Origin of the sequence: Actinokineospora enzanensis DSM 44649 (assembly GCF_000374445.1) — a bacterium.
GTDB lineage: Bacteria > Actinomycetota > Actinomycetes > Mycobacteriales > Pseudonocardiaceae > Actinokineospora > Actinokineospora enzanensis.
This window is the reverse complement of the sequence record NZ_KB894447.1, coordinates 13,445-36,996: the sequence shown is the minus strand read 5'-3', so window position 1 is coordinate 36,996 and position 23,552 is coordinate 13,445. Positions and strand designations below refer to the sequence as shown.

22 protein-coding genes are annotated in these 23,552 nt (G+C 71.5%); 9 read left to right on the top strand and 13 right to left on the bottom strand.

The genetic code is table 11. From position 1 onward, the window contains the following. Nucleotides 1-69: 69 nt before the first annotated feature. Complete coding sequence (locus tag C503_RS0133695; RefSeq protein ID WP_018686634.1) at nucleotides 70-693, bottom strand: DUF998 domain-containing protein; 624 nt, start codon at nucleotides 691-693, stop codon at nucleotides 70-72. 85 nt (nucleotides 694-778) lie between these two features. Between C503_RS0133695 and C503_RS41890 the strand changes: the two genes are divergently transcribed. Together C503_RS41890 and C503_RS48670 are read left to right on the top strand one after the other, a co-directional pair. Next, nucleotides 779-973 (top strand): hypothetical protein, encoded by a 195-nt coding sequence (locus tag C503_RS41890; protein ID WP_018686633.1) that lies wholly within the window; start codon nucleotides 779-781, stop codon nucleotides 971-973. Between the two features lie 21 nt (nucleotides 974-994). Further along, entirely contained in the window at nucleotides 995-3,094 is a 2,100-nt protein-coding gene (locus C503_RS48670) for a tetratricopeptide repeat protein (RefSeq protein WP_156893693.1), read from the top strand. 349 nt (nucleotides 3,095-3,443) lie between these two features. On the opposite strand, the gene C503_RS0133680 is transcribed toward C503_RS48670, so the two are convergent. Together C503_RS0133680 and C503_RS0133675 are read right to left on the bottom strand one after the other, a co-directional pair. Further along, nucleotides 3,444-4,478, bottom strand: coding sequence for a hemolysin family protein (locus tag C503_RS0133680; RefSeq protein ID WP_018686631.1), 1,035 nt, complete (start codon nucleotides 4,476-4,478; stop codon nucleotides 3,444-3,446). Then, nucleotides 4,475-5,797 carry a hemolysin family protein gene (locus tag C503_RS0133675; RefSeq protein ID WP_018686630.1) on the bottom strand — a complete coding sequence of 441 codons (1,323 nt, stop codon included), beginning with the start codon at nucleotides 5,795-5,797 and terminating at the stop codon, nucleotides 4,475-4,477. Before C503_RS0133675 ends, C503_RS0133680 begins: the two co-directional genes overlap by 4 nt. A gap of 532 nt (nucleotides 5,798-6,329) precedes the next feature. On the opposite strand from C503_RS0133675, the gene C503_RS0133665 reads away from it, so the two are divergent. Continuing rightward, nucleotides 6,330-7,445: a tryptophan dimethylallyltransferase family protein gene (locus C503_RS0133665; RefSeq protein WP_018686628.1), complete on the top strand. Its 1,116-nt coding sequence runs from the start codon at nucleotides 6,330-6,332 to the stop codon at nucleotides 7,443-7,445. Nucleotides 7,446-7,490: 45 nt separating this feature from the next. Further along, on the top strand, nucleotides 7,491-8,864 hold the full coding sequence (locus C503_RS0133660) for a tryptophanase (protein WP_018686627.1): 1,374 nt from the start codon (nucleotides 7,491-7,493) through the stop codon (nucleotides 8,862-8,864). Between the two features lie 54 nt (nucleotides 8,865-8,918). Here C503_RS0133660 and C503_RS0133655 read toward each other — a convergent pair whose 3' ends face one another. From C503_RS0133655 to C503_RS0133640, 4 genes are all read right to left on the bottom strand, one after another. After that, on the bottom strand, nucleotides 8,919-9,527 hold the full coding sequence (locus tag C503_RS0133655; RefSeq protein WP_026316968.1) for a GTP-binding protein: 609 nt from the start codon (nucleotides 9,525-9,527) through the stop codon (nucleotides 8,919-8,921). Further along, nucleotides 9,508-9,879 carry a DUF742 domain-containing protein gene (locus tag C503_RS0133650; RefSeq protein ID WP_026316967.1) on the bottom strand — a complete coding sequence of 124 codons (372 nt, stop codon included), beginning with the start codon at nucleotides 9,877-9,879 and terminating at the stop codon, nucleotides 9,508-9,510. The genes C503_RS0133655 and C503_RS0133650 overlap by 20 nt, the downstream gene beginning before the upstream one ends. Further along, nucleotides 9,879-10,310: a roadblock/LC7 domain-containing protein gene (locus tag C503_RS0133645; RefSeq protein WP_018686624.1), complete on the bottom strand. Its 432-nt coding sequence runs from the start codon at nucleotides 10,308-10,310 to the stop codon at nucleotides 9,879-9,881. Before C503_RS0133645 ends, C503_RS0133650 begins: the two co-directional genes overlap by 1 nt. A gap of 64 nt (nucleotides 10,311-10,374) precedes the next feature. Then, the gene (locus C503_RS0133640; RefSeq protein ID WP_018686623.1) at nucleotides 10,375-12,822 is read right to left on the bottom strand and encodes a sensor histidine kinase; all 2,448 of its coding nucleotides are present in this window, start codon (nucleotides 12,820-12,822) and stop codon (nucleotides 10,375-10,377) included. A gap of 420 nt (nucleotides 12,823-13,242) precedes the next feature. Here C503_RS0133640 and C503_RS0133635 point away from each other — a divergent pair, with 420 nt between their 5' ends. Then, entirely contained in the window at nucleotides 13,243-15,117 is a 1,875-nt protein-coding gene (locus C503_RS0133635) for a DNA/RNA non-specific endonuclease (RefSeq protein ID WP_018686622.1), read from the top strand. 143 nt (nucleotides 15,118-15,260) lie between these two features. Continuing rightward, nucleotides 15,261-16,076, top strand: coding sequence for a hypothetical protein (locus C503_RS0133630; RefSeq protein WP_018686621.1), 816 nt, complete (start codon nucleotides 15,261-15,263; stop codon nucleotides 16,074-16,076). Here the strand turns inward: C503_RS0133630 and C503_RS41880 are convergent. Beyond that, nucleotides 16,048-16,902, bottom strand: a complete 855-nt coding sequence (locus C503_RS41880; protein ID WP_033401346.1) for a response regulator transcription factor — start codon at nucleotides 16,900-16,902, stop codon at nucleotides 16,048-16,050. The two genes, C503_RS0133630 and C503_RS41880, sit on opposite strands and share 29 nt — an antisense overlap. Nucleotides 16,903-17,174: 272 nt before the next feature. Here C503_RS41880 and C503_RS0133620 point away from each other — a divergent pair, with 272 nt between their 5' ends. Both C503_RS0133620 and C503_RS0133615 read left to right on the top strand, forming a co-directional pair. Then, nucleotides 17,175-17,993: a hypothetical protein gene (locus C503_RS0133620; RefSeq protein ID WP_018686619.1), complete on the top strand. Its 819-nt coding sequence runs from the start codon at nucleotides 17,175-17,177 to the stop codon at nucleotides 17,991-17,993. 30 nt (nucleotides 17,994-18,023) lie between these two features. After that, on the top strand, nucleotides 18,024-18,377 hold the full coding sequence (locus C503_RS0133615) for a VOC family protein (protein WP_026316966.1): 354 nt from the start codon (nucleotides 18,024-18,026) through the stop codon (nucleotides 18,375-18,377). Between the two features lie 10 nt (nucleotides 18,378-18,387). Here C503_RS0133615 and C503_RS0133610 read toward each other — a convergent pair whose 3' ends face one another. The 5 genes from C503_RS0133610 to C503_RS0133590 form a co-directional block, all read right to left on the bottom strand. Next, nucleotides 18,388-18,771 (bottom strand): pyridoxamine 5'-phosphate oxidase family protein, encoded by a 384-nt coding sequence (locus C503_RS0133610; RefSeq protein WP_018686617.1) that lies wholly within the window; start codon nucleotides 18,769-18,771, stop codon nucleotides 18,388-18,390. A gap of 73 nt (nucleotides 18,772-18,844) precedes the next feature. Continuing rightward, nucleotides 18,845-19,780 (bottom strand): sporulation protein, encoded by a 936-nt coding sequence (locus C503_RS0133605; protein WP_018686616.1) that lies wholly within the window; start codon nucleotides 19,778-19,780, stop codon nucleotides 18,845-18,847. A gap of 82 nt (nucleotides 19,781-19,862) precedes the next feature. Continuing rightward, nucleotides 19,863-20,240, bottom strand: coding sequence for a RidA family protein (locus C503_RS0133600; RefSeq protein ID WP_018686615.1), 378 nt, complete (start codon nucleotides 20,238-20,240; stop codon nucleotides 19,863-19,865). Nucleotides 20,241-20,290: 50 nt separating this feature from the next. Then, nucleotides 20,291-21,040, bottom strand: a complete 750-nt coding sequence (locus C503_RS0133595) for an IclR family transcriptional regulator (RefSeq protein WP_018686614.1) — start codon at nucleotides 21,038-21,040, stop codon at nucleotides 20,291-20,293. Continuing rightward, nucleotides 21,037-21,996 carry a sugar kinase gene (locus C503_RS0133590; protein WP_245572648.1) on the bottom strand — a complete coding sequence of 320 codons (960 nt, stop codon included), beginning with the start codon at nucleotides 21,994-21,996 and terminating at the stop codon, nucleotides 21,037-21,039. Before C503_RS0133590 ends, C503_RS0133595 begins: the two co-directional genes overlap by 4 nt. 263 nt (nucleotides 21,997-22,259) lie before the next feature. Here C503_RS0133590 and C503_RS0133585 point away from each other — a divergent pair, with 263 nt between their 5' ends. Further along, nucleotides 22,260-23,552 (top strand): amino acid deaminase, encoded by a 1,293-nt coding sequence (locus tag C503_RS0133585; protein WP_018686612.1) that lies wholly within the window; start codon nucleotides 22,260-22,262, stop codon nucleotides 23,550-23,552.

The window sequence follows — 23,552 nt, the reverse complement described above, 5'->3', positions numbered from 1 at the left end:
GTGTCCCGGGGGCGCGGACTCGCGGCAGCGTGTCCCTGGGTGACCGCGGCCTGGGACGGTCCTGGTCGGTCAGGCCGGGATGGGCGGTCGGGTCGGGGGCCGGGTCAGGCCGATGAGAAGGGTGGCGAAGGCGGCTACGGCGCTGCCCGCGATCACGCGTTCGACGAGGCCGAGGGGGATCGTGGTCCACCAGGGAGCGCCGCCGGAGAGCATGCGGATGGCGCCGACGACGATGACGGCGAACCAGGTGAGGGAGAGCAGGCCGAGGGCGCGGGCGGACCAGCGCCAGGGTGGGAGGGCGCGGCCTGCTGCGGTGAGGACGGCCAGGGGTAAGGAGAGGAAGGCGGCGACGCTGGCGTAGCGGTGGATCATGCCGCCGGTGCTGGGGCCGATGGCCCAGTTGTTCTTGGTGAACGCGACCACGGCGAGCAGGCTCACGACCCACACCGCGCCGAGGACGAGGACCAGTGGTCGGGTTCGGTCGCGGATGAGGGCGAAGCCGAGCGCGGAGCCCGCGGCGACCAGGAGGATGGCGAGGTCGAACAGCCATTTGTTGGGGCCGAGCGCGTATTCGCTGATGGTGCGGCGGACCGGGCTGAGGTCGCTGGTGGGCGGGATGACGTGCAGGATGAGCAGGCAGGTGACGCCGGTGCACAGGGCTGCCAGGGCCAGGGCGGGGCCGCGGGTCGCCATTGTGGTCACCTCCGTTCGTCCCGGTCAGGGTAGGAGGCGACGATGTGGGGAACCTGAGCCCAGTGTCGGGAGAAGATGAGAAACCGTGAACGAGCCGGACCCGGAGCAGGACGTGCCGCCCGAGGTGCACACCGTGTGCCCGTTGTGCGGGGGTGGCGGCATGATCGCCGACCCGAAGCAGGCCATCATCGGGGGCGAGCCGCGGACGGTGGACAACGGGCGGGCCTGTGGGCACTGCGCCACCGACGGGCATTTCCCGGGGATCGTGCCGCCGGTGTGAGCGTTCGGCGATCATGTGGGGGTGGACGCTGACCGGATCGTGGGTGGGGTCGGGAAGGCCGTTCAGGCCGGAGTGGTGCACGGGGGCATCCACATCCATGGCGAGTCGGCCGGGAGTGGGTTGCCCTGTCGGTTCGGGCAGGTGCCGTTGCGGGCGGAGGCGTACCAGGAGCGGGCGCTGAGCGGGCTGGACGCCGGGTGCGTCGTGTTGGTGGGGATGGGCGGGGCGGGGAAGACGCAGGTCGCGGCCGGGGTGGCGCAGGGGGCGCGGGAGGCCGGGGTGGGGGTGCTCGCGTGGGTCAACGCGGGGTCGCGGGAGCAGGTGGTGTCCGCGTACATGGCGTTGGCGGCGCGGATCGGCGGGGTCGAGCGGGAGCCCGAGGAGGCGGTCGACTGGGTGTTGGGGTGGTTGGACTCGACGTCCGAGTCGTGGCTGGTGGTGTTGGACGATGTCGGGTCGCCCGCCGATGTGCGGGGGTTGGTGCCCGCGGGGACCGCGACCGGGCGGGTGGTGGTGACGACGCGGGAGCGCAGTTCGGTGTGGCGGGGGCAGGGGCGCAGCGTCGTGCAGGTCGGGTTGTTCACCGAGGAGCAGGCGCGGGAGTGTCTGGGGCGTTGGCTGGTCGATCAGCCGCGGCTGTTGGACGGCGTGGATGAGCTGATCGGCGAGTTGGAGCGGTTGCCGTTGGCGGTCGGACAGGCCGGTGCATATCTGTCGGAGCAGGAGATGTCGTGCTCCGAGTACCTTGAGCGGTTCCGGGAGCGGGACGGTCGGTTGTCCGAGTTGTTCCCGGACGGGGAGCGGCTGCCGGTGGGGCTGGACCGGGTGGTCGCGGTGACGTGGTCGATGTCGGTCGGGCGGGCGGACGAGCAGGAGCCCGCGGGATTGGCCGGGCCGTTGATGCATGTGTTGTCCGTGCTGGATTCTCACGGTATTCCGATGCGATTGTTAGGAGCTTGGCCGCTGGTGCAGTACCTGTCGACCGGGCGGGATGCACTGGTGGGCGAGCGGGATGTGCTGGACGCGGCTCGGTGTCTGGCTCGGATGAATCTGATCGGGCTGGACGGTCGGCCCGGGTTCGAGGCGACGGGGATCCGGGTGCATGCGTTGGTGCAGCGTGCTACCCGGGAGCTGGTGTCGGTGGATCGGTTGGCGGTTCAGGTCCGGGTCGCGGCGGACGCGTTGTCGGCGGTGTGGCCTCGGGTGGAGAGCACGTCGGTGTTCACCGAGGTGTTGCGCGCCAACGCGATGGCGGTGATCGGGGTGGCCGAGGGGTTGGCGCCGGATCCGTTGTGGGGGGCGGATGGGCACGCGATGCTGTTCACGGTGGGGCACAGCTGGGGGTCGGTGGGGCAGGTCGGGGTGGCTCGGGATTATCTGGCTCGGTTGTCCGAGCGGAGTGTTCGCATTCTCGGGGTGGATCATCCGGATACGCTGGCTATTCGGCACAATGCCGCGCATTGGCGTGGGCGAGCCGGGGACTTCGCGGGGGCTCTGGACGAGGCGCAGTCGGTGCTGGTCGATCGGTCGCGGGTGCTGGGGGCGGACCACCCGGACACGTTGATCACCCGGAACAGCATCGTCCGGTGGCGGCGGTTGCTCGGGGATATCGGCGGTGGGCTCGCCGAGCTGCAGCGGATCCTGGCGGATCGGGAGCGGGTGCTCGGGCCGGATCACCCGGACACGTTGGTGAGTCGGAACAACATCGCGAGCTGGCGGGGGCGGTCCGGGGATGTCATGGGGGCGCTCGCGGACTTTCGGGCCCTGCTGGCGGATCGGGAGCGGGTGCTGGGGCCGGACCATCCGGGCACGTTGACGGCTCGGAGCAATGTGGCCAGTTGGCGGGGGCGGTCGGGGGATGTCGCGGGGGCGGTGGCCGATCTCTCGGTGCTGTTGGTGGATCGGTCGCGGGTGTTGGGGGTGGATCATCCGAGCACGTTGGTCACTCGGAGCAATCTGGCGCATTGGCTTGGCGAGGGTGGGGACGCGGTGGGGGCGTTGGCCGGGTTTCGGGCGGTGTTGGCGGATCGGGAGCGGGTGCTCGGGGTGGATCATCCGGACACGGTGAGGTCTCGGCGGAGTGTTGTTTATTGGGAGGTGATGGTCGAGGAGGGTGAGTGATCGGGTGGGGGTCAAGTGGTGGGGTGGGGCTGGGGATGGTTCGGGCGGGTGTGGACAACTTCGCTTGGGACCCCCGATGTCTATTCTACCTGGGGGAATAGGCGGGTTGCCGGGGGTTGATCTTGGGTGTGGACAACCCGGGGTGGCTTTCGGGCAGGTTCGTGGTCGGGGTTGCCGGGGTTTGATCGGGTGAGAGGTGGGCCGATCGGCCGCAAGTCCGGGTGAGGAGTCGGGGATGGATCGGGCGAGTTGTGGACAACTCGCCGGGATCCCCCGAAATCCATTCTACCTGGGGAAACAGGCGGGTGGGGTGGGGGTGATCCTGGGTGTGGACAACTTCGGGAGTGGCCTAGGCGGGGTCGGTTTCGTCGTGGAAGTCGCCGAGGATTTGTTCCAGGAGGTCTTCCAGGGCGGCCAGGCCGGTGATGGTGCCGTCGGGGTCGGTGACCAGGGCCAGCTGGGATCGTTCGGTGCGCATGCGGGCCACGGCGTCGGTGGTGGGCAGGGTTTCGGGGAGGGTCAGGGCGGGGGTCATCAGGGATCGGGCCGTGGTGGGGGTCTGGATCATCGTGGCGCGGACGGCGTCGCGGATGTGGACGATGCCGAGGGGGGTGTCGGCGTGGGTGACGATCAGGCGGGAGCGGCCGGTGGCGCGGGAGGCGGCCTCGATGTCCGCCGGGGTGGCGTCGGCCGGGATGGTGATCATGGCGGTGCGGGGGGCCATGACCTGGGCGACGGTGGTGTGGCGGGCCTGGAGGACGCCGGTCAGGATCTGGTGTTGTTGTTCCGGGAGCAGGCCGTGTTCGCGGGATTCCCGCAGTAGGACGCGGAGGTCGTCGGGGCCGTGGGCCTGGGCGACGGTGTCCTGGGGTTCGACCTTGACCAGGCGCAGGGTCGCGTTGGCGAGGCCGTTCAGCAGGTTCAGGACCGGTCGGGTGGCTCGGGTGAATGCCCGGAAGGGCAATGCGAGCATTCGGGCGGAGCGTTCCGGGTGGGAGATGGCCCAGGACTTGGGGGCCATCTCGCCGATGACCATGTGCAGGAAGACGACCAGGATCACGGCCAGGACGAACGCGATGGGGTAGGCCCAGGTGTCGGGGAGGCCCAGGGTGGTGAACAGCGGCTCGACGAGGGCGGCGACGGCGGGTTTGGCCAGGGCGCCCAAGCCCAGGGTGCACAGCGTGATGCCGAGTTGGGCGCCCGCGAGCATCACGGACAGTTCGCGGGTGCCCGCGACGGCCGCCTTCGCGGCGCGGCTGCCCTCGGCGGCGGCCTCTTCGAGGCGGTGGCGTTTGCTGGCCACCAGGGCGAACTCGGCGGCGACGAAGAAGGCGTTGGCGACCAGCAGGACGAGCGAGATCAGCAGGGCGGGGCCGGTGCTCATCGGGACACCTCGACGTCGTGGGTGACCGAGACCAGCACGGTGTGGGGGACGCGGCGGTGGACCTCGGTGACCGAGAGCAGGGCGGTGGCCGCGGTGAGCGGGACCTCGACCTGGTCGCCGGGGCGGGGCACCCGGCCAAGGCGTTGCATGACCAGGCCGCTGACGGTGTCGTAGCCGGGGCTGTCGGGCAGTTCGATGCCGGTCACCTCGGCCACCTCGTCGACCCGCCAGCGGGCGGGCAGCGACCAGGAGCCGTCGGGGTGGGCGACGGCGTGCGACTCCAGGTGGTCGTCCTCGTCCAGGATCTCGCCGACGACCTCCTCGGCGACGTCCTCGAAGGAGACCACGCCTGCGAAGCCGCCGAACTCGTCGACGACGCAGGCGAGCTGGCGGTGTTCGGCGCGCAGGCGTTCGAGGACCTCGGGCAGCGGGAGGCTGTCGGGCAGGAACAGGGCGGGTGCGGCGATGTCGCCGACGGGGGTGTCGGCGCGGCGGTCCGGGGGGATGGTCAGGACCTCGGCGAGGCCGACGACGCCGCGGACGTCGTCGATGTCGGTGCCGACGACGGGGAAGCGGGAGCGGCCGGTGTCGAGCAGTTCCACCACCCGGGTGACGGGGTCGTCCGCCCGGGTCACGTGCACGTCGACGCGCGGGGTCATGACCTGCCCCGCAGTGAGGGTGCGGAAGTCGAGGCCGCCTTCGAGCAGGCGGGAGGTGCCGGGGTCGAGGTGGCCGCCCTGGCGGGACTCGCCGATGATGCCGCGCAGGTCCTCCGGGGTGGCGCCCTGGGGCAGCTCCTCGATGGGCTCGATGCCCACGGCCCGCAGCAACCGGGTGGACACGGTGTCGAACAGCCTGATCAGCGGGCCCGCGACGGCGAGGTAGCCGAGGGTGGAGCGGCTCAGCGCCTTGGCGAGGGCCTCGGGTTTGGCGATGGCGAGGTTCTTGGGGGCCAGCTCGCCGAAGACCATCTGCACGACGGTGGACACGAGCAGGGCGAGCACGACCGACAGCGCATGGCTCGCCGCGGTCGACAGGCCGGTGAGGCCGATCGACTCGGCGACGCCGCCGCCCAGGTAGGGCTCGGAGACGTAACCGACGAGCAGGGCGGTGACGGTGATGCCGAACTGGGCGCCGGAGAGCATGAACGACAGCCGCTGGGTGACCCGGTAGGCGCGTTCGGCGGCCTGGTCGCCGTCGTCGGCGAGCTGGCGCAGGCGGTTGCGGTCGACGGCGACGTAGGCGAACTCCTGGGCCACGAAGTAGCCGGTGGCGGCGGTGAGCACCAGGACGGTCACGAGACCGATCAGGATCAGCACCGGCACTCCGCGGGAAGCGGTGTGCGGCGGGTCGGGCGCCGGGCGTCACCCGGCCCGGGACTGCAGCCATCCGGTGATGTCATGACCCCGACGCTAACACGATGTCCGATTCGCGGGCCGGGACCCGGGCGGACCGCGACGGGGTGAGTGGACCGCTCGGGTGCCCGTTCGGCCCACTGGGTGGACACGTGATGCAGATCGCTCGACTACGGTGCGTGTCCGACAGGGCTCGTCTGTCCGAGATGGACCAGTCCGAACGCGATCTTATGCACGTTCACGCATATTTACTGATCATGCGCGATGCCCGCGGCACGGCCCGGATCGGTAAGTTTTTCACGATGTGAATTGGTTCACATCGACCGCCGAAGAAAGGGGCGACACTCCGTGGTCAATTTGCCGGTCAATGGTGGAATTCGCCACTGGACCGTCATTTACGCTCGGTCAGCGCGACGGCATGATCTCTTCACTTGCTTGGCGGTAGTGGCGGGTTCCGGCTCACCCGTACGTTGCCCACGAACGTTGGAGACCAGTATTGTTCCGCGACAGTGAGGGCCCCGAGGTGCAGAGCACGATCTCGCTGAACGAACATACCGGGGCCCAATTGCGCGGACTCTGCCACGCCATCGGCCTCGACCACCGGGCCGACGAGGTGTGCGCGGTCGTCGCCGGGCTGTTCGGCCCGGCGGGCACGCGAGCGGTGACCGAGCCGCCGCTGTGGCGGTCCGATGTGTCCGACGACCACACGCCCGTCGAGTACTCCGTCTCGTTCGAAGAGGACGGTTCGCACACCCTGCGGCTGCTCGTCGAATGCGGCCCGCAGCGGCCCGGCGGACGCGCGCTGCTGGCCGCCGCGCTGCGCGGGCTGGACGGCCTGGCCGAGCGGTACCCGTTGTCGCTGGACCGTTTCGACGCGGTGCGCGACCTGTTCCTCCCCGAGGACCCGCGCGGGCTGTTCTCGCTGTGGTTCTCGGTGGTGGTGACCGCGGCGGCGGTGCGGGTCAAGGTATATCTCAACCCCCAGGTGTCCGGCGCGGCCGCGGCCGAGGGCCTGGTCATCAGTGGTCTGGACCGGCTGGGGTTCGCCGACGCGGCGGCCGCGCTGCGCGGCCGCGGCGCGCGCCCGTGCTCCACTGTGGACACTTTCTCGTTCTTCGCGCTGGACCTCGACGACACGCCGCGCTCGCGGGTCAAGGTCTACCGCACGCACCCCAGGGCCCGGATCGCCCACATGGGACCGCTGGCGGCGGCCAGCCCGGACACCGACCTGGACGCGCTCGCCGAGTTCCACCGGGTCGTCGGCGACACCGACGTCTACGACGGCAGGCCGCTGGTCTCCAGCCACACGTTCCTGCAGGACGCGCCGGGGCCCAGCGGGTTCTCGCTGTACCTGCCGGTGCGCGACTACGTGCCCGACGACGAGGTGGCGCTGGCGCGGGTGCGCGCCCTGCTGGCCAGGCACGGGTTCGACGACCGGCCGCTGTCCCGGGCGATCGCGGCGGTCACCGACCGTCCACTCGCCGACGGTGTCGGGCTGATCGCGCACGTGTCGCTCAAGACCGGCCGCCCCCGGCCGGGCATCACGGTCTACCTGTCGGCCGAGGCGTACGCGGTCGCCGAACCGGGGCGGGTCCGGGCGGGCGCGGCGTGAGGACACTCCACTGAGAACAACCGGGGAAAAGGACGTTAACAAAACATGCCGTTGATGGAGCCGTACCGGGTCAAGGTCGTCGAACCCATTCCGGTGCTGACCCGGGCCGAGCGCGAGGCGGCGTTGGCGCGGGCCGGGTACAACCCATTCAACCTGCGCGCCGAGGAGATCACGATCGATCTCCTGAGCGATTCCGGGACGAATGCCCTTTCCGCCGCGCAACAGGCCGCAGGCATGGTCGGGGACGAGTCGTATGCGGGCGCGCGGTCGTTCTACCGCTTCCGGGCCGAGGTGGAAGGGCTCACCGGCTATCCGCACATCATGCCGGTGCACCAGGGGCGGGCGGCGGAGCGGATCCTGTTCGCCACCCTGCTCAAGCCCGGCCAGCTGTCGCTGAGCAACACGCATTTCGACACGACCAGGGCGAACGTGCAGCTGGTCGGCGCGGTCGCGGTCGACCTGCCCTGCCAGGAGGCAGCCGACCTGGACAGCGAGGCGCCGTTCAAGGGCGACATCGACCTCGCGGCGCTGACCGACGCGCTGACCGGCCCGGACCGCGACCGGGTCGGCATCGTGCTGATGACGGTGACCAACAACGGCGGCGGCGGGCAACCGGTATCGATGGCCAACCTGACCGCCGTGTCGCGGCTGTGCAGGCAGCACGGGGTGCCGTTCTACCTGGACGCGGCCCGGTTCGCGGAGAACGCGTGGCTGGTGACCCAGCGTGAGCCCGGGTACGCGCACCTGTCCCCCGCGCAGGTCGCCCGGCTGGCGTTCGACCTGGCCGACGGCGCGGTGGCGTCGCTGAAGAAGGACGCCATCGCGCACATCGGCGGGTTCCTGGCGGTGCGCGACGAGGAGCTGGCCAAGCGCTGCGAGCTGCTGCTCACGGCCACCGAGGGCTTCCGCACCTACGGCGGGCTGTCCGGGCGGGACCTGGAGATCCTGGCGCAGGGCCTGCGCGAGGTCGTGCAGCCGGACTACCTGCGGTCGCGGGCGGCGGCCACGCACCACCTCGGCGAGCTGATCACCGCGGCGGGCGTGTCGATCGTGCGGCCCGCCGGGATCCACGCGCTGTACCTGAACGCGGGCAGGCTGCTCACGCACCTGGCGCCGGGCCGGTACCCGGGGCACGCGCTGGCGATGGAGCTGTACCTGGCTGGCGGCATCCGGTGCGCCGAGCTGGGGTCGCTGTACCTGGGCGAGGAGGACGCGGACGGCAACCTGGTGAAGTCCGCGCCCTACGAGCTGGTGCGGCTGGCGATCCCGCGGCGGGTGTACACACAGAGCCACCTGGAATACGTGGCCGAGGTGCTCGCGGAGATCGCCAAGGCGCCGGAGCGGGTGCCCGGCTACCGGATCGTGGAGTCACCGCCGCTGCTGCGGCATTTCAACTGCCGGGTCGAGCCCATCCGCTGAGAGCACGAGCACGGCCCGGGGTGATCAACCCCGGGCCGTCTCTCGTTCCCTGGGTCAGGACTGGCGGGCCGGGGCGCGCTGTTCGAGCTGGGCCATCGTGTACTGGACCAGCTCGACCAGGACGCCCTTGCTGGACTCCCGCGTGCGCGCGTCGCACTTCACGACCGGCACCGTCGGCTCGATGTCGAGGGCCTGGCGGACCTCGTCCACCGTGTGGTCCCAGGCGCCGTCGAAGCCGTTGACCGCCACCACGAACGGGATGTCGCGCCGCTCGAAGAAGTCGATCGACGGGAAGCTGGAGTCGAGCCTGCGGGTGTCCACCAGGACGATGGCGCCCAGCGCGCCGTGCGCCAGCTCGTCCCACATGAACCAGAACCGGTTCTGCCCCGGGGTGCCGAACAGGTAGAGCACCACCTGCGGGTTGATCGTGATGCGGCCGAAGTCCAGCGCGACGGTGGTGGTCTCCTTGCCCTCTATCCCCTGCATGTCGTCCACGCCGACGCTGGCCTCGGTGAGCACCTCCTCGGTGCGCAGCGGGGGGATCTCGCTGACCGAGTTCACCATGGTGGTCTTGCCGACGCCGAAGCCGCCTGCGACCACGATCTTCAACGAGGTGGGGACCGTGAGGGTGTCGTTCACCTGGTCAGATCCTCCGAATGCCATCGAGTACCGCCTGTAGGAGCTTCGTGTCGGAGATCTCCGTGGTCTGGAACAGCGCGCCCGCGCGCACGTCGCCGCGTTCGATCAGGTCGCCGAGCAGGACCTTCACCACCACCAGCGGCAGGTTCACGTACGCGGCCACCTCGGCGACCGAGAGCGGGACGTGGCAGAGCTCGATGATGCGCAGGTGCTCCGGGGACAGCGCCGAGGTGTCCGAGGGCGCGCGGGTGACCTGGACCTGGGTGACCAGGTTGAGGTTCGGGGCGTTGGGCCGGGTGCGCCCCCGCGTCATCGCGTAGGGGCGCACGAGCGGTCCGGCTGCCTCGTCGAACCACCAGTCCTGGTCGCCCGGCATCACGAGGGCCGTCGTCCGGAGACGGCCGGGGCACCGCCCCGGGGGGCCGAGGCCAGGTGCGCGCCGACCCGCTTGACCAGCATGTTCATCTCGTAGGCGATCATGCCCACGTCGGCGTCCTCCTCGCCGAGCACGGCCAGGCAGGCGCCGCGGCCCGCGGCGGTGACGAACAGGAACGCGTGGTCCATCTCCACGATGGTCTGGCGCACCTGGCCGCCGCCGAACTGCCTGCCGGTTCCTCTGGCCAGGCTCTGGAACGCCGAGGCCATCGCGGACAGGTGCTCGGAGTCGTCCTTGGACAGCTCCGCGGAACGGCCCAACAGCAGCCCGTCCGCGGACAGCACGACCGAGTGGCGGATGCCGACGACCCGGCGGACCAGGTCGTCCAGCAGCCAGTTCAGCTGGTGGTCTTGGCCGATCTTGTCGTTCACCTCGGGCTGCCCTTCCCCGTCGTCGAGCGATTGCGGTGTCCTGCCGTTGCTGCGCGCCGCGTTCTCACGCCTCGCCCTCCTCGGTGCGCCGGGCCCGCAGCGTGCCCCGCTGGAACGCCGACATGGTGTCGCGGACCCGCGAGGCGGTCTGCTCGCCGTCGGCCTCGGGCTCGGCCTCCCACTCGACGACCACGGGCTCCTCGCGCAGCTGCGGGGCCAGGTTCTGCTGTCGTTTCCGGCGGGGCAGGCTCGGGGGCCCGCCCGGGTGCCCGTTCTGCGTGTGCGGCGACTCCCCCACTCCCATCTCCACGGCGCCGCCCTCGACCGGCGCCTCCTCGTCGTTCTGCGGCCACCGGGTGGCCTCCGGCGCGACCGGGCGGCCCGGCTCGTCGACCGCGTCGGACCAGAACTTGTCGATCGGGCCGCGCCGCTCGTCGAGCACCGGGATGGCGGGCGCGCTGTCGCCGCCGGGCCGGGCGGCGGGCACCCTGGCCGGGATGCGCGGGCGCGGGCTGGGCGGCTCGTTCTCCGGCACGTACTCGACGGTCTCGGCGACGATGTCGGACGGGATGAACACCAGCGCCACGGTGCCGCCGTAGGGGGACTCGCGCAGCTCCACCCGGATCGCCCGGCGGGCGGCCAGCCGGGCCACCACGAACAGGCCGAGCCGGGACTCGCCGCGCAGCGCCATGGCGTCGAACTCGGGCGGGCGGGCCAGCATCTGGTTGGCCGCCTCCCGGTCCTCGGCGGTCATGCCAAGGCCGTGGTCCTCGATCTCCACCGCGACACCGCCGGAGACCAGGCTGGTGTAGACCTCGACCTGGGAGCGCGGCGGGGAGAACGAGGCGGCGTTGTCGACGAGCTCGGCCACCAGGTGGATGGTGTCGGCGACCGCGACGCCCTGCAGCGCGACGTCCGGGACCTGCTGGACGCGCACCCGCACGTACTGCTCGGTCTCGGCGACGGCGGCGCGCAGGATGTCCAGCAGGCGCACGGGTTTGCGCCATTGGCGGCCGGGCTGCTCGCCCGCGAGGATGATCAGGTTCTCGGCGTTGCGGCGGGCGCGGGTGGCCAGGTGGTCGAGCTGGAAGAGGGCGTCGAGGTGCTCGGGGTTCTCCTCCTCGCGCTCCATCTTGTCCAGGATCTTGAGCTGGCGGTGCACCAGGCCCTGGTGGCGGTGCGCGATGCCGAGGAAGACCCGGTTGACGCCCTCGCGGGCCTGGCTCTCCTTCACCGCGGCGGCGATGGCGGTGTACTGGGCGGCGTTGAACGCGTCGGCCACCTGGCCGATCTCGTCGGTGCCGTAGTCCAGCGGCGGGACCTCCACGCCCACGTCCACGTGGTCGCCGGTGCGCAGCCGGTCGACGATGCCGGGCAGCCGCTCGTGGGCCAGCCGCAGCGAGTCGTTCTTGAGCCGGTCCAGGCGGGTGACCAGGGCCTTGTTGACCAGTCGGCGGGAGATGCGCACGGCGAGCACGATGCCGGTGACCACGGCCAGCAGCGCGATCAGGCTGCCGACGATGACCTCGAAGAACTTGTCGTCGGCGCGTTGCAGGCCGAGGTCGACGCCGTCGGTGGCCTGTTCGATGGCCAGCCGGACCAGTTCCTCGGAGGCGGTGGAGGTGACCGACTCCCAGTCGGCCGCGCGCACCGGCATGACCGGCGGCTCGACCCGGTTGCGGCCGGTGCCGGTGGTGCCCTCCGGCCGGGGCGCGGCGCCGATCATGGCGTTCTCGAAGGTGGTCAGCCGCAGCCAGGACTCGGCCGAGGTGAGCCGCTGGTAGTGCGCCTTGACCTTGTCGGTGCCCTCGCCCGCGGCGGTGACCAGGCCCGCGCGGTAGGCGCCGACGAGGTTGCTGAACTCGACGTGCTGGTCGGCGTTGAACGTGCCCGCGGCGATCGCGGCGGAGCCGAGCGAGGAGGCGCGGGACATGCGGTCGGCGGCGCGGAAGATGTCGGTGGCGGTCAGACCGGCCTGCACCACGACCGGGTCGGGCAGGATGCGGGCCTGGGTGTCGAACAGCGCGGTGCCCGCGTCCAGGACGCTGTTGTAGTAGTTGTAGATCTCGGTCTTGTCCGCGCGGCCGGACTCGACCTGGGCACGGCGCTGCGGCAGAGGCGCCAGGGCCTGGTTGAGGGCCTGGACGCGGGCGTTGACCTCGGCGGGCGCGTTCGCGGAGAGGTTGTCCAGGGCGGTGCGCAGGTCGGCGATGGCCTTGTCGGATGCCTGCTGCTGTGTCCTGAGCGCGAGGGTGTCGGGGTTGGCGGTGCTCAGCGCGGTCAGGGTGAGCTGGCGTTCGCGCTGCAGCGCGGCGAAGGTGTCGACCGCGGGGATCGAGGCGTCCTTCACGCCGCCGGTGACGGCCTTGAGGTAGATGCCGTCGAAGACCGTGTAGGAGGAGAACACCGCCCACATCACCAGCAGGATGACGCTGGGCACCACCACGACGCCGGTGAGGCGGGACCGGATCGTCGTCGTCGCCTTGGCGGGCGACCCGCTGTTCCGCTGCACGGCTCTCCAGGGTCGTCGATGTCACTCGCTTACCCGCATGGGTCAACACCTGGCGAGTGACCGAACCGCGTTCTTCGCAGATCAATCTCACTCAGTGCCAGCAACCGCACGCGGTACGCGAGACGCGAGCCTACCGGTTCACCCGTACAGGTAAGTGACCGGTCTGCGTCCCGACATGGCGGGCAAGTGACCAACCGATCGTGTACCAGGTCATCCCATGCCTGCCCGCACGCGGGATATCCGCTGTTCGCGCGGGGTGTACCCATCGGTCACCCGAGTTTCGCCCGCGGGGGCTGTCCCCGGGTCGGAAAGATCCGGAAACCTTGCCCTCCTCCGTTGATCAAGAGCAGTGTGGTTATCCCGTCCCCGCCGATCCCACGCGGCCCCGGCCAGCTCCGCGCCGCGGGTTAGGACAACGTCATGGCCTCCTCGCCCGAGCCCACCCCGGAGCTGTTCGCCGCGCTGCGCGAGTTCGTGCGTGCCCGCGGGGAGTCCTACCTGGCCGATCCCAACGTGACCTCCGTCGGCGTCGGGCACAAGGTGCGCGGCGGCAGGCGCACCGGCGGGATCGCCCTGCAGTTCACCGTGGGCGCGAAGGCGGAGCCGGAGAGCCTGGCGGCGCTGGGCACCGAGCCGTTGCCGTCGAGCGTCACGGTGGCGGGCGTCCAGGTGCCCACCGACGTGGTGCAGCGCTCCTACCGGCCCGGGTTCCGGGTGGTCGAGGAGGTCGGGGCGGACGAGCGCAAGGTGCGGGTGGACCCGGTGCGGCCGGGGGTGAGCGTCGGGCACCCGACGATCACCTGCGGCACGGTGGGCGCGATCGTCTACGACCGGCAGGACGGCACGCCCTACGTGCTGAGCAACTGGCACGTGCTCGACGGCGCCGACGGCAGGGTCGGCGACGAGGTCGTGCAGCCCGGCGCGTACGACGACAACCGGGTGGACGGCACCGGGCTGGGCCCGCTGACCCGCTCCTACCTGGGCATCGCCGGGGACGCGGCGGTCGCGGCGGTCACCGACCGGGCGGTGGACGCGAGCATCGTGGGCCTGGACGTCGCGCCGGAGGAGATCGGCGAGCCGGAGCTGGGCGACAAGGTGGTCAAGAGCGGCCGCACCACCGGGGTGACACACGGTGTGGTGCGCCGGATCGACGCGATCGTGAAGATCGACTACCCGGGGGTGGGCAGCCGGAACATCGGCTGCTTCGAGATCGGCGTGGACCCCGCGCACGAGCCGGACGGCGGGGAGATCACCAAGGGCGGCGACTCCGGGGCGGCGTGGCTGTTCAAGGCGGGCAACGGCAGGCCGACCAGGGTGCTGGCCGGCCTGCACTTCGCGGGCGAGGGCGGCGGGGACGTCGACGAGCACGCGCTGGCCTGCCTGCCGCAGTCGGTGTTCGACAAGCTCGACATCACGCTGCACCACCCGGAGAGCGAGGCGGCCAAGCGCAAGCCGGGCAAGCCCGGGAAACCCCAGCCGACCACCGGCACCGGGTACGACGTGCGGTTCCTCGGCGTGGAGATCCCGGTGCCCGACCTGGACCCGGCGGTGCGCGACGACGCGTGCCTGCTCGACGGGTCCAGCCGCATCGACTACACGCACTTCTCGCTGGCGCTGCGCACCTCGCGCAAGTTCGCGTTCTGGGTGGCGTGGAACATCGACGGCGGCGGGCTGCGCAAGCTCAGCCGCACCGGCATCCCGTTCGTGAAGGACCCACGGCTTCCCGCGGCCGCGCAGGCGGGCGACGAGGTGTACAAGGACAACCGGCTCGACCGCGGGCACATCGCCCGGCGCGCGGACCTGCTGTGGGGGTCGGCGGCGGAGGCGGCCAAGGCCAACCACGACTCCTTCTACTTCCCCAACATCACCCCGCAGATGGACGACTTCAACCAGAGCATGCGGCACGGCATCTGGGGACGGCTGGAGGACGCGATCTTCGCCGACGTGGACGTGGACCACCTGAAGGTGAGCGTGTTCGGCGGGCCGGTGTGCCAGGACGACGACCGCGCGTACCGGGGGGTGCAGGTGCCGCGCGAGTTCTGGAAGATCATCGCCTCGGTGCAGGACGGGGCGTTACGGGCCAGCGCGTTCCTGCTGACGCAGAACCTGGACCACCTGGAGACGCTCGATTTCGACGAGTTCCGTGTTTATCAGGTCACGCTGGGTGAATTGCAGGAACGGACGTCGCTGCGTTTCCCGGATGTGCTCGTCGGCGCCGACACCGCGCCCGCCAAGCCCGAGGCCGAGGCCGTCCGCACCCCGTTGACCAGCATGTCCGACATCACCTGGAGCTAGCCTCAGCTCGATAAAGGGCTCGACAAGGCGCCCGGAATCGTTCGAAAGGCACGCACCCGAAACACACCCGGACGCGTACCCGGGCCACTCCCCGCACGGCTGAATCTTGTGGCAACAAGCCGAATGCCGAAGGGGAAACGCCAATGCGCCGCAGCCGGGTCACCGCCCTCGCCGCCTCCGTTCTCGCCGCCTCCGCCCTGGTGGTCGCCGCGCAGCCGGGCTCCGCGATCGCGACCGGCGGCGTCGACAACGGCAGCGACCGGCTGTACGTGGAGGCCGAGGCGTACACCTTCGACGAGCCGGGCGTGTTCGACTCCGGCGACGCCAACACCGTCGCGGTCGCCGCCGCGAGCGACACCGCCTGCACCGACACCACCTACGCGCTCAAGACCTGGAAGGTCAGCGGCACCCTGACCTGGTACTACAACGGCACCGGCGTCCCGGCCAACATCGCCAACACCGCGCTGCAGGCCATCACCGACTCGTCGAACACGGTGGCCAAGGGCACCAACCGGTGCGGCCTGCCCGCCACCTTCACCACCATCTACAAGTACGCGGGCACCAGCACCGTCAAGCCGCAGGTCGCCTCGAACGCCTCCTGCACCGGCAACGACGGCAAGTCCGTCATCGGCTGGGGCACGCTGCCCACCAAGGTGCTCGCCTACACCTGCACCTACTACAACGCGCGCGGCGTCGTGGTCTCCTCCGACACCCTGATCGACAACAAGCAGTACACCTGGTTCACCTCGCTGCCCGCCAACTGCGCCGGGCAGCAGTACGACCTGCAGTCGACCATCACCCACGAGCGCCTGCACACCGCGGGCCTGGCGCACGTCGACCAGGTGAAGAACGCCGCGCAGACCATGGTCCCGGCCAGCACCCCGTGCACCGTCTCCCGCCGCCTGCTCGGCGCGGGCGACTACGCGGGCCTCAAGGCACTGGCTGGCGCCACAAAGTAGCCCCCTCGGCGGCCGGTCCCCCCAGACGAGACCCCCGAGCGTCCCCGGCTGGCCCGGTGGTTCCCCGCGAACCACCGGGCCCGCGTTTGTTCTGGGCCGCCTTCAGCTGCAACCCGCCGACCAGCTCGCCGCGGCCTGCGCGCACGGCGGGCCGGTAGCGGTAGCCGACCCCGCGCACGGCGGCGATCGGCGAGCCGTTGCCCGCCCAGCCGAGCTTGCGGCGCAGCCGCAGCACGGCGAACTTGACCCGGTCCGGGCCGATGCCGGTCGGGTCGTCCCATACCGAGGCCAGCAGGTTGGTCAGGGTCAGCGCGGCACCGGCGTTGCGCACCAGGATGTTGAGCAGGCGGAACTCGGTGGCGGTCAGCTCCAGCTCGCGGCCGTCCACGGTGACCAGCCGGGTGCGGTGGTCGATGCGGACCAGGCCGTCGTCGTAGACCTGTTCCACCTCGGCGGCCTCCGAGCCGCCCGCGCGGCGCAGCAGCGCCTCCACCCTGGCCAGCAGCTCGGTCGCGGAGAACGGCTTGGTCAGGTAGTCGTCGGCGCCCGCGCGCAGCGCGCGGACCTTGGCCGAGACGCTGTCCTGGCCGGTGACCACCATGACCGGCAGGTCGGCCAGGTCGCGCACGCGCTCCAGCACCGACCACCCGTCCAGGCCCGGCAGGCCCAGGTCGAGCAGCAGCAGCTCGGGCCGGTGCTCGTGCAGCATGCGCAGACCCGCGCGGCCGTCCTCGGCGCCCAGGAACTCGTGACCGGCGGTGTCGAAGAGCAACCGGAGCACGACCAGGAAATCCGGGTCGTCCTCCACCGCGAGAATCCTGGCCATCGTCGCGCTCACCCCCTTCGACGTGGGCCGGAGCGGCCCGGGTGTGAACAACGTAAGTCCGCCAGGGGCGCGGCGCCGGACGCGGGTCACCCGATGGTGGCTACCGACCGCAACCGAAACACAACTGCCCGCTCAACTCGGGTGCTCCCGAGCAGCCGAAGAGTTTGACCCCGAAAGTGACCGGGAACATAGTCCTTTGTCCGGTCGACCCTCTCGGTCCACTCCGGCACGGTCCCCGCCGTCGACAGCCCACCGACGAAAGGGGATCCGTCATGCGCCGCCACTCGATCGCGTTGCTCGCCGCCACCGTCCTCGCCGCCGGCACGGTGGTCACCTGTCCGCCGCCCATCCCGATCCGCAGCGCGGACGACGACCAGGTGTTCGTCGTCGGCGAGGCGATCATGGCGGGCGACGCGGACGACGAACCGGGCAGAGTCGAGGCAAGCCCGGCCGACGCGCAGAACGCGGGCGGGGTGAAGGCCGACGTCGACACCTCGTGCAGCGACCAGAGCTACGCGCTCAAGACGTGGAAGGTCGCGGGCACGCTCACCTGGCTCTACAACGCCGACGGCGCGCCGCCCGCGGTGGCGAACACCGCGCTGCAGGCGATCACCAACGCGGGCAACACCGTGGCCAAGGGCGCCAACCGGTGCGGCCTGCCCACCACGTTCACCACCGTCTACAAGTACGGCGGCGCGGCCACCGTCAAGCCGCAGGTGGCCAGCGACCTGACCTGCACCGGCAACGACGGCAAGTCGGTGACCGGGTGGGGGTCGCTGCCGCCCAAGGTGCTCGCCTACACCTGCACGTTCTTCAACTCCAAGGGCGCGGTGATCGCCTCCGACCTGCTGATCGACAACGTCGCCTACACCTGGTTCACCACGATGCCCGCGGGATGCGCGGGACAGCTGTACGACCTGGAGACGACGATGACGCACGAGCGGCTGCACACCGCCGGGCTCGCGCACGTGGACCAGACGCGCAACGCGGCGCAGACGATGACACCCGCCAGCGCGCCGTGCGACACGTCCCGGCGGTTGCTGGGCGCCGGGGACTACGCCGGGCTGAAGGCGGCGGGGACGGTTCGGTAGCGGGCCGCCGTCCTGGCACGATCACCGGGTATGGAACGTGTGCTTGGGATCGGTGGGTATTTCATCCGCGCCGCGGACCCGGAGGCGTTGAGTGCCTGGTATCGGGATTGCCTCGGGTTGGATCCGGACCCGCATGGGGCGTGGCGGCAGGCCGACGGGCCTACTGTTTTCGCCGCATTCGAGGCTGGGACGGACTACTTCGGGAGTGCGTCCCAGCAGACCATGCTGAACTTCCGGGTTCGGGACCTGGACGCGATGCTGGGGCAGCTGGGGGAGAGCGGGGCGAGGGTTTCCGATGAGGTGCAGGAGATGGCGGGGGTGGGGAGGTTCGGGTGGGTGAGTGATCCGGAGGGGAACCGGGTCGAGCTGTGGGAACCTGCCTAGGGATCTCGCGCTATGCGCGGTGCTCGGGGCGGATGGTGCCCAGGCAGCGGTCGACGGTGATCTCGATGACCACCCGTTCCGGGTTGGGGCGGGGCTCGCGGTAGCGGGCGGCGTAGCGGCGTTCGGCGTCGTGGACCCGGGCCGGGGTGTCGAGGACGGTCGCGGGGCCCTCCAGGGTGCTCCACCTGCGACCGTCCACTTGACACACTGCGGCACGGCCGCCCGCGAGGGCGTTGCGGGCCTTGGCGGAGCCGCGTGAGGTGATCACGCGGACGACCCCGGCCTCGGGGTCGTAGGTGGCGCCGACCGGGGTGACGTGGGGGGAGCCGTTCGGGCGCAGGGTGGTGAGGGTGCACAGGTGGCGTTCTCGCCAGAACTCCTCGAAGTCGGACACCGTGCGGACGGTACCCGGCCGGTAAGACGAAGGGCGGACCGGGATTCCGGTCCGCCCTTCCGTCCACTGTGAACTAGTCGTCGTCGCCGAAGAGGTCGCCGATGCCGTCGAAGACCTCGCCGAGGACCATGCCGCCGACGATGCCGCCCGCGACCCCGGCGACCACGCCACCGATGCCGGGACCCTCATGGTGGCCGCCGTGGAACCCGTGGCCGCCGTGCTGGCCGTGGCCCGGGTGGCCTGCCCGACGACCGGCCACCTGGTCCAGCCACTCGTGGATCCGGGCCGCCCAGTCGGTGTGTTCGGCTTCGCGGTGGCCGACGTGGAAACGGCCGTAGACGTCGCCGCCGGAGTGGAACAGACCGGAGCGGCGGTCGGCCTCCAGGACCACCGCCATTCCCTCCGGGTCGGTGACGAAGGTCAGCTCGACCTGGGAGATGCCGCGCGCCAGGTGCGGCGGCGGGTAGAACTCGATCTCCTGGAAGAACGGCAGCCGTTGGTGGACACCCTGGATGCGGCCCGCTTCCAGGTCCGCGGTCCTGAAACGGAAACCGAGGTCACCGAACGCGGCGAGCACCGCCGCCTGGGACGGGAGCGGGACGACGTGCACCGGGTCCTGGTCGCCCTTGTCGACGGCCTTGGCCACCGCCAGTTCGGTGCGCAGGCCCAGGGCCATGCCGTGCAGGTGGGCGCCGAAGACCTCGGTGAGCGGGGTCTCCCAGGGCACCGGCAACTCGAACGGGATGGCGCGGGACTCGCCCGCGCGCAACGTGAACCGGCCCGCGACCACGGCCCGGTCGAACTCGACCGCGGCCGAGCTGTCGTCGCTGCGTTCGACCCTGGTGACCAGCGACAAGGCGACGTAATCGATGTCCGCGTCGGCCTCGCCGCCGGTCATGCGCACCTCGCCGGAGAGCACGCCGCCCGGGTGGACCCGGGAGTCGGTCAGCACCGTGTCGACGCTCGGGCCGCCGACCCCGAGGGCCCGGAGCATCTTCCTGAAGACCATGTCACCCTTCCTCGAACCTGTGGGGGAATCCGCCCATCGGACGTCCAAGGGCGGCACAAGGTTGAGTCAAGGGTAGCCAAAATCAATCCAGCACTGCCAAGGCGTCGATCTCCACCAGCAGCCCCGGCGGCAATCCGACATAGACGGTGGTGCGGGCGGGCTTGGGCTCGCTGAGGAAGCGGGCGTAGACCTCGTTCATCTCGGCGAAGTGCGCCACGTCGGTGAGGAAGACGCGGAACATGACCACGTCCGCCTCGGTGGCGCCCGCCTCGGCGAGCACGGCCTGGACGTTGCGCAGGACCTGCTCGGTCTGCTCGGCCACGGTGGTGCCGACGATCCCGCCGGTCTCCGGGTCGAAGGCGACCTGGCCGGACACCTGCACGATGTTGCCCTTGCGCACCCCGGGCGAGAGCGGCACGGCGGGCGGCTTGCCCGCGGGGGTGAGCGCGGTCCTGGGCATGGTTGTCCTCCTGGGTGACGGTTTCCGGACCACGGTCCGGTGTGGACGGATCAGCGGTCGGGGGTCCAGCCGCAGGCGACCGAGGCCTTGTCGGCGGCGCGCAGCAGGTCCGGGACGAGGGCGAGCAGGCCGTCGTAGTCGAGCAGGATCTTGGGCACGGACACCGACACCGCGGCCAGCACCTCGCCGCGCTGGCCGCGGACCGGGGCGCCGACGCAGTGGATGAAGTCCTCGTGCTCGGAGTCGTCGACGGCGTAGCCGCGCTCGGCGACGGCGGCCAGCTCGGCCAGGTAGGCCTCGGCGGTGGTGATCGTGTTCGCGGTCAGCCGGGTGTACTCGATGGACCCGGCGACCTCGCGGCGGCGCGGTTCGGGGAAGGCGGCGACGAGGACCTTGGCGACCGCGGTGCAGTGCAGGGCGGCGCGTTTGCCGACGCGCGAGTACATGCGGACGTGGTGGCGGCTCTCGTACTTGTCGATGTAGACGACCTCGCCGCCCTCGTAGCTGGCCAGGTGCACGGTGTGCCCGGTCAGCTCGTTGAGCTCGCGCAGCGCGGGCTCGGCGGCGCGGCGTACGTCGCGGTCGTCGAGGGCGCGGTTGGCCAGATCGAACAGGGCGGTGCCGAGCCGGTAGTGGCGGGCGTCGTCGCGCTGCACGAAGCGGTGCGCCTCCAGGGTGCGCAGCAGCCGCAGCACGGTGGTCTTGTGCACGTGCGCGTGCTCGGCGAGCTGGTCGAGGGTGCGCGGGCCCTCGGCGAGGGCGTCGAGCAGGGTCAGCGCGCGGTCGAGGCTCTGGCTCATCCCCGGCACACCCCCTGGGCGGTGAGGCAGGCGGCGGCCCAGGCGCGCGGGTCGGCGTCGAGCAGGTCGCCGACGGTCTCGGGGGGCAGCGGGTCGGCCATGTCGTGGTGGGTGCGCAGGACGTTGGCGGCCTGCAGGTGCCCGGCGCGCAGCGACCGCGCGGGCGGCCAGCCTGCCAGGACGGCGGCCAGGAACCCGGCGGCGAACGCGTCGCCCGCGCCGACCGGTTCGACGACCTCGACGCGCAGCGCCGGTTCGAACACCGGCGGCAGGTCGTGGCCGGTGGCGGGGTCGCGGGTGATCAGGGTGGCGCCCTGCGCGCCCTGTTTGACCAGCAGTGTCTCCGGTTCGGGCAGCAGCGCGCGGATGTCGGCGGGGCGGGCGGCGCCCCATACGGTCTCGGCCTCGTCGGCGCCGACGAGCAGCAGGTCGGCGCGGGCGGCCAGGTCGCGCAGCACCCCCGGATCCTCCCCGACCCACAGCGCGGGCCGCCAGTTGAGGTCGAACGACACCCGGAAGCCGGTGCGCGGCAGGTCGAGCACGGCGCGCAGCAGGTCCCGGCAGGCCGCGGACAGGGCGGCGGTGATGCCGCTGACGTGGACGACGCCCACGTCCGCGAGGTCGACCCGGTCGAGCACCTCGGGCCCCATGGCCGCGGCGGCCGAGCCGCGCCGGTAGTAGCGCACGGGGCTGCCCGCGGCGTCGCTCTCCTTGATGTAGAGGCCGGTCGGGCGGGCCGGGTCGACGTGGACGCCGCTCACGTCCACCCCGGCGGCGGCGACCGCGGCCACGACGGCGCGGCCGAACGGGTCGTCGCCGACGGCGCTCACCCAGGCCGCGGGCACGCCCAGCCCGGCCAGCGCGCAGGCCACATTGGACTCGGCGCCGCCGACGACGCGGGTCCAGGCGCGCACCTCGTGCGCGGGGCCGGGCTCGGCGGGCACGAACACCGCCATCGACTCCCCCAGGCACAGCACGCGGGTCCCCGCGGCCTGCTCGACCTGTCGCACCAGCACCCCATCCCTCTCCGGCAACCGGTGATGCCCCCCGCGCGTCCCGGTGTCATTGACCGGCACCGGCGGAATGCTACACACTTCGTATCACATAGCGCACCAACCGTTGCGTCACGCGCAATTGGTCTTCCTGGTCGGCAGTGCGATTCGACTAGGGTGCTCAGGAGCGGGCGCCGCTCGGGTGCCCAGGACCGGAGGGGGTCGCGGTGCCGGGTCCCGCGCGCATCGACCGCGAGGCACTGGGCAGGCTGGCCGCGGAACCGCTGGACTGGCGGTTCAAATCGGTGCCGCACGCGCTGTTCGGCAAGACCGTCGGGGAGGCGCTGCGCACGCGGCCCGGCCTGTTCCGGGACGGGTTCACCGGGCCGATCGTGGCGCTGGACAACGAGGCCCTTGAGCACAACCTGGCCACCATGGCGGGCTGGTGCGCCGAGCGCGGGCTGCTGCTGGCCCCGCACGGCAAGACGACCATGGCGCCCGCGCTGTTCGCCCGCCAGCTGGAGCACGGCGCGTGGGGGATCACCGCGGCGACCACCGGGCAGCTGCGGGTGTACCGGGCGTTCGGGGTGAGCCGGGTGCTGTTCGCCAACGTGCTGGTCGACCCGGACGGGCTGGCGTGGCTGGCGGCCGAGCTGGCGGCGGACCCGGGGTTCGAGTTCGTGTGCTGGGCGGACTCGGTACGCGCGGTGGAGCTGATGACCGAGGGGCTGGGGGAGCCCGCGCGGCCGGTGGACGTGCTGGTCGAGGTCGGCGTGCCGGGCGGGCGCACCGGGGTGCGGGACCTGGCGACGGCGCGGGCGGTGGCCGCGGCGGTGGTGGCGAGCCCGGCGCTGCGGCTGGCCGGGGTCGGCGGCTACGAGGGCCCGGCCGGGCACGACGCGGGCGCGGAGTCACTGGCAGCGGTGGACGCGTACCTGGCGCGGCTGCGGGAGACCGTGCTCGCACTGCGGGAGGGGTTCGAGACGTCGCAAGTGATCGTGACCGCGGGCGGCAGCGCCTACTTCGACCAGGTCGCCGACCTGCTGACCGGGCCGTGGCCGGGTCTGGACGTGCTGCCGGTGCTGCGCAGCGGCGCCTACATCACCCACGACGACGGCCACTACCGCGCGATCTCGCCGCTGGGCGAGCACCCGCGGCTGGACGCCGCTCCCCCGCTGCGCTCGGCGCTGCGGGCATGGGCGCAGGTGATCTCGCAGCCGGAGCCGGGGCTGGCGCTGTTGGCGTGCGGGAAGCGGGACGTGCCCTACGACCTGGACATGCCCGAGCCGCAGGTGTTACGCACCCGGTCGGGCACGCGGGCGCTGAGCGGGGCGCGGGTGAGCGCGGTCAACGACCAGCACACGTTCCTGGCCCTGGACCCGGGCACCCGGGTCGAGGTGGGCGACTGGGTGGGGATGGGGCTCTCGCACCCGTGCACGGTGTTCGACAAGTGGGTGCTGCTGCCGGTGACCGGGGCGGACGGGGAGACCGTGGTCGACCTCGTCCGTACCTTCTTCTGA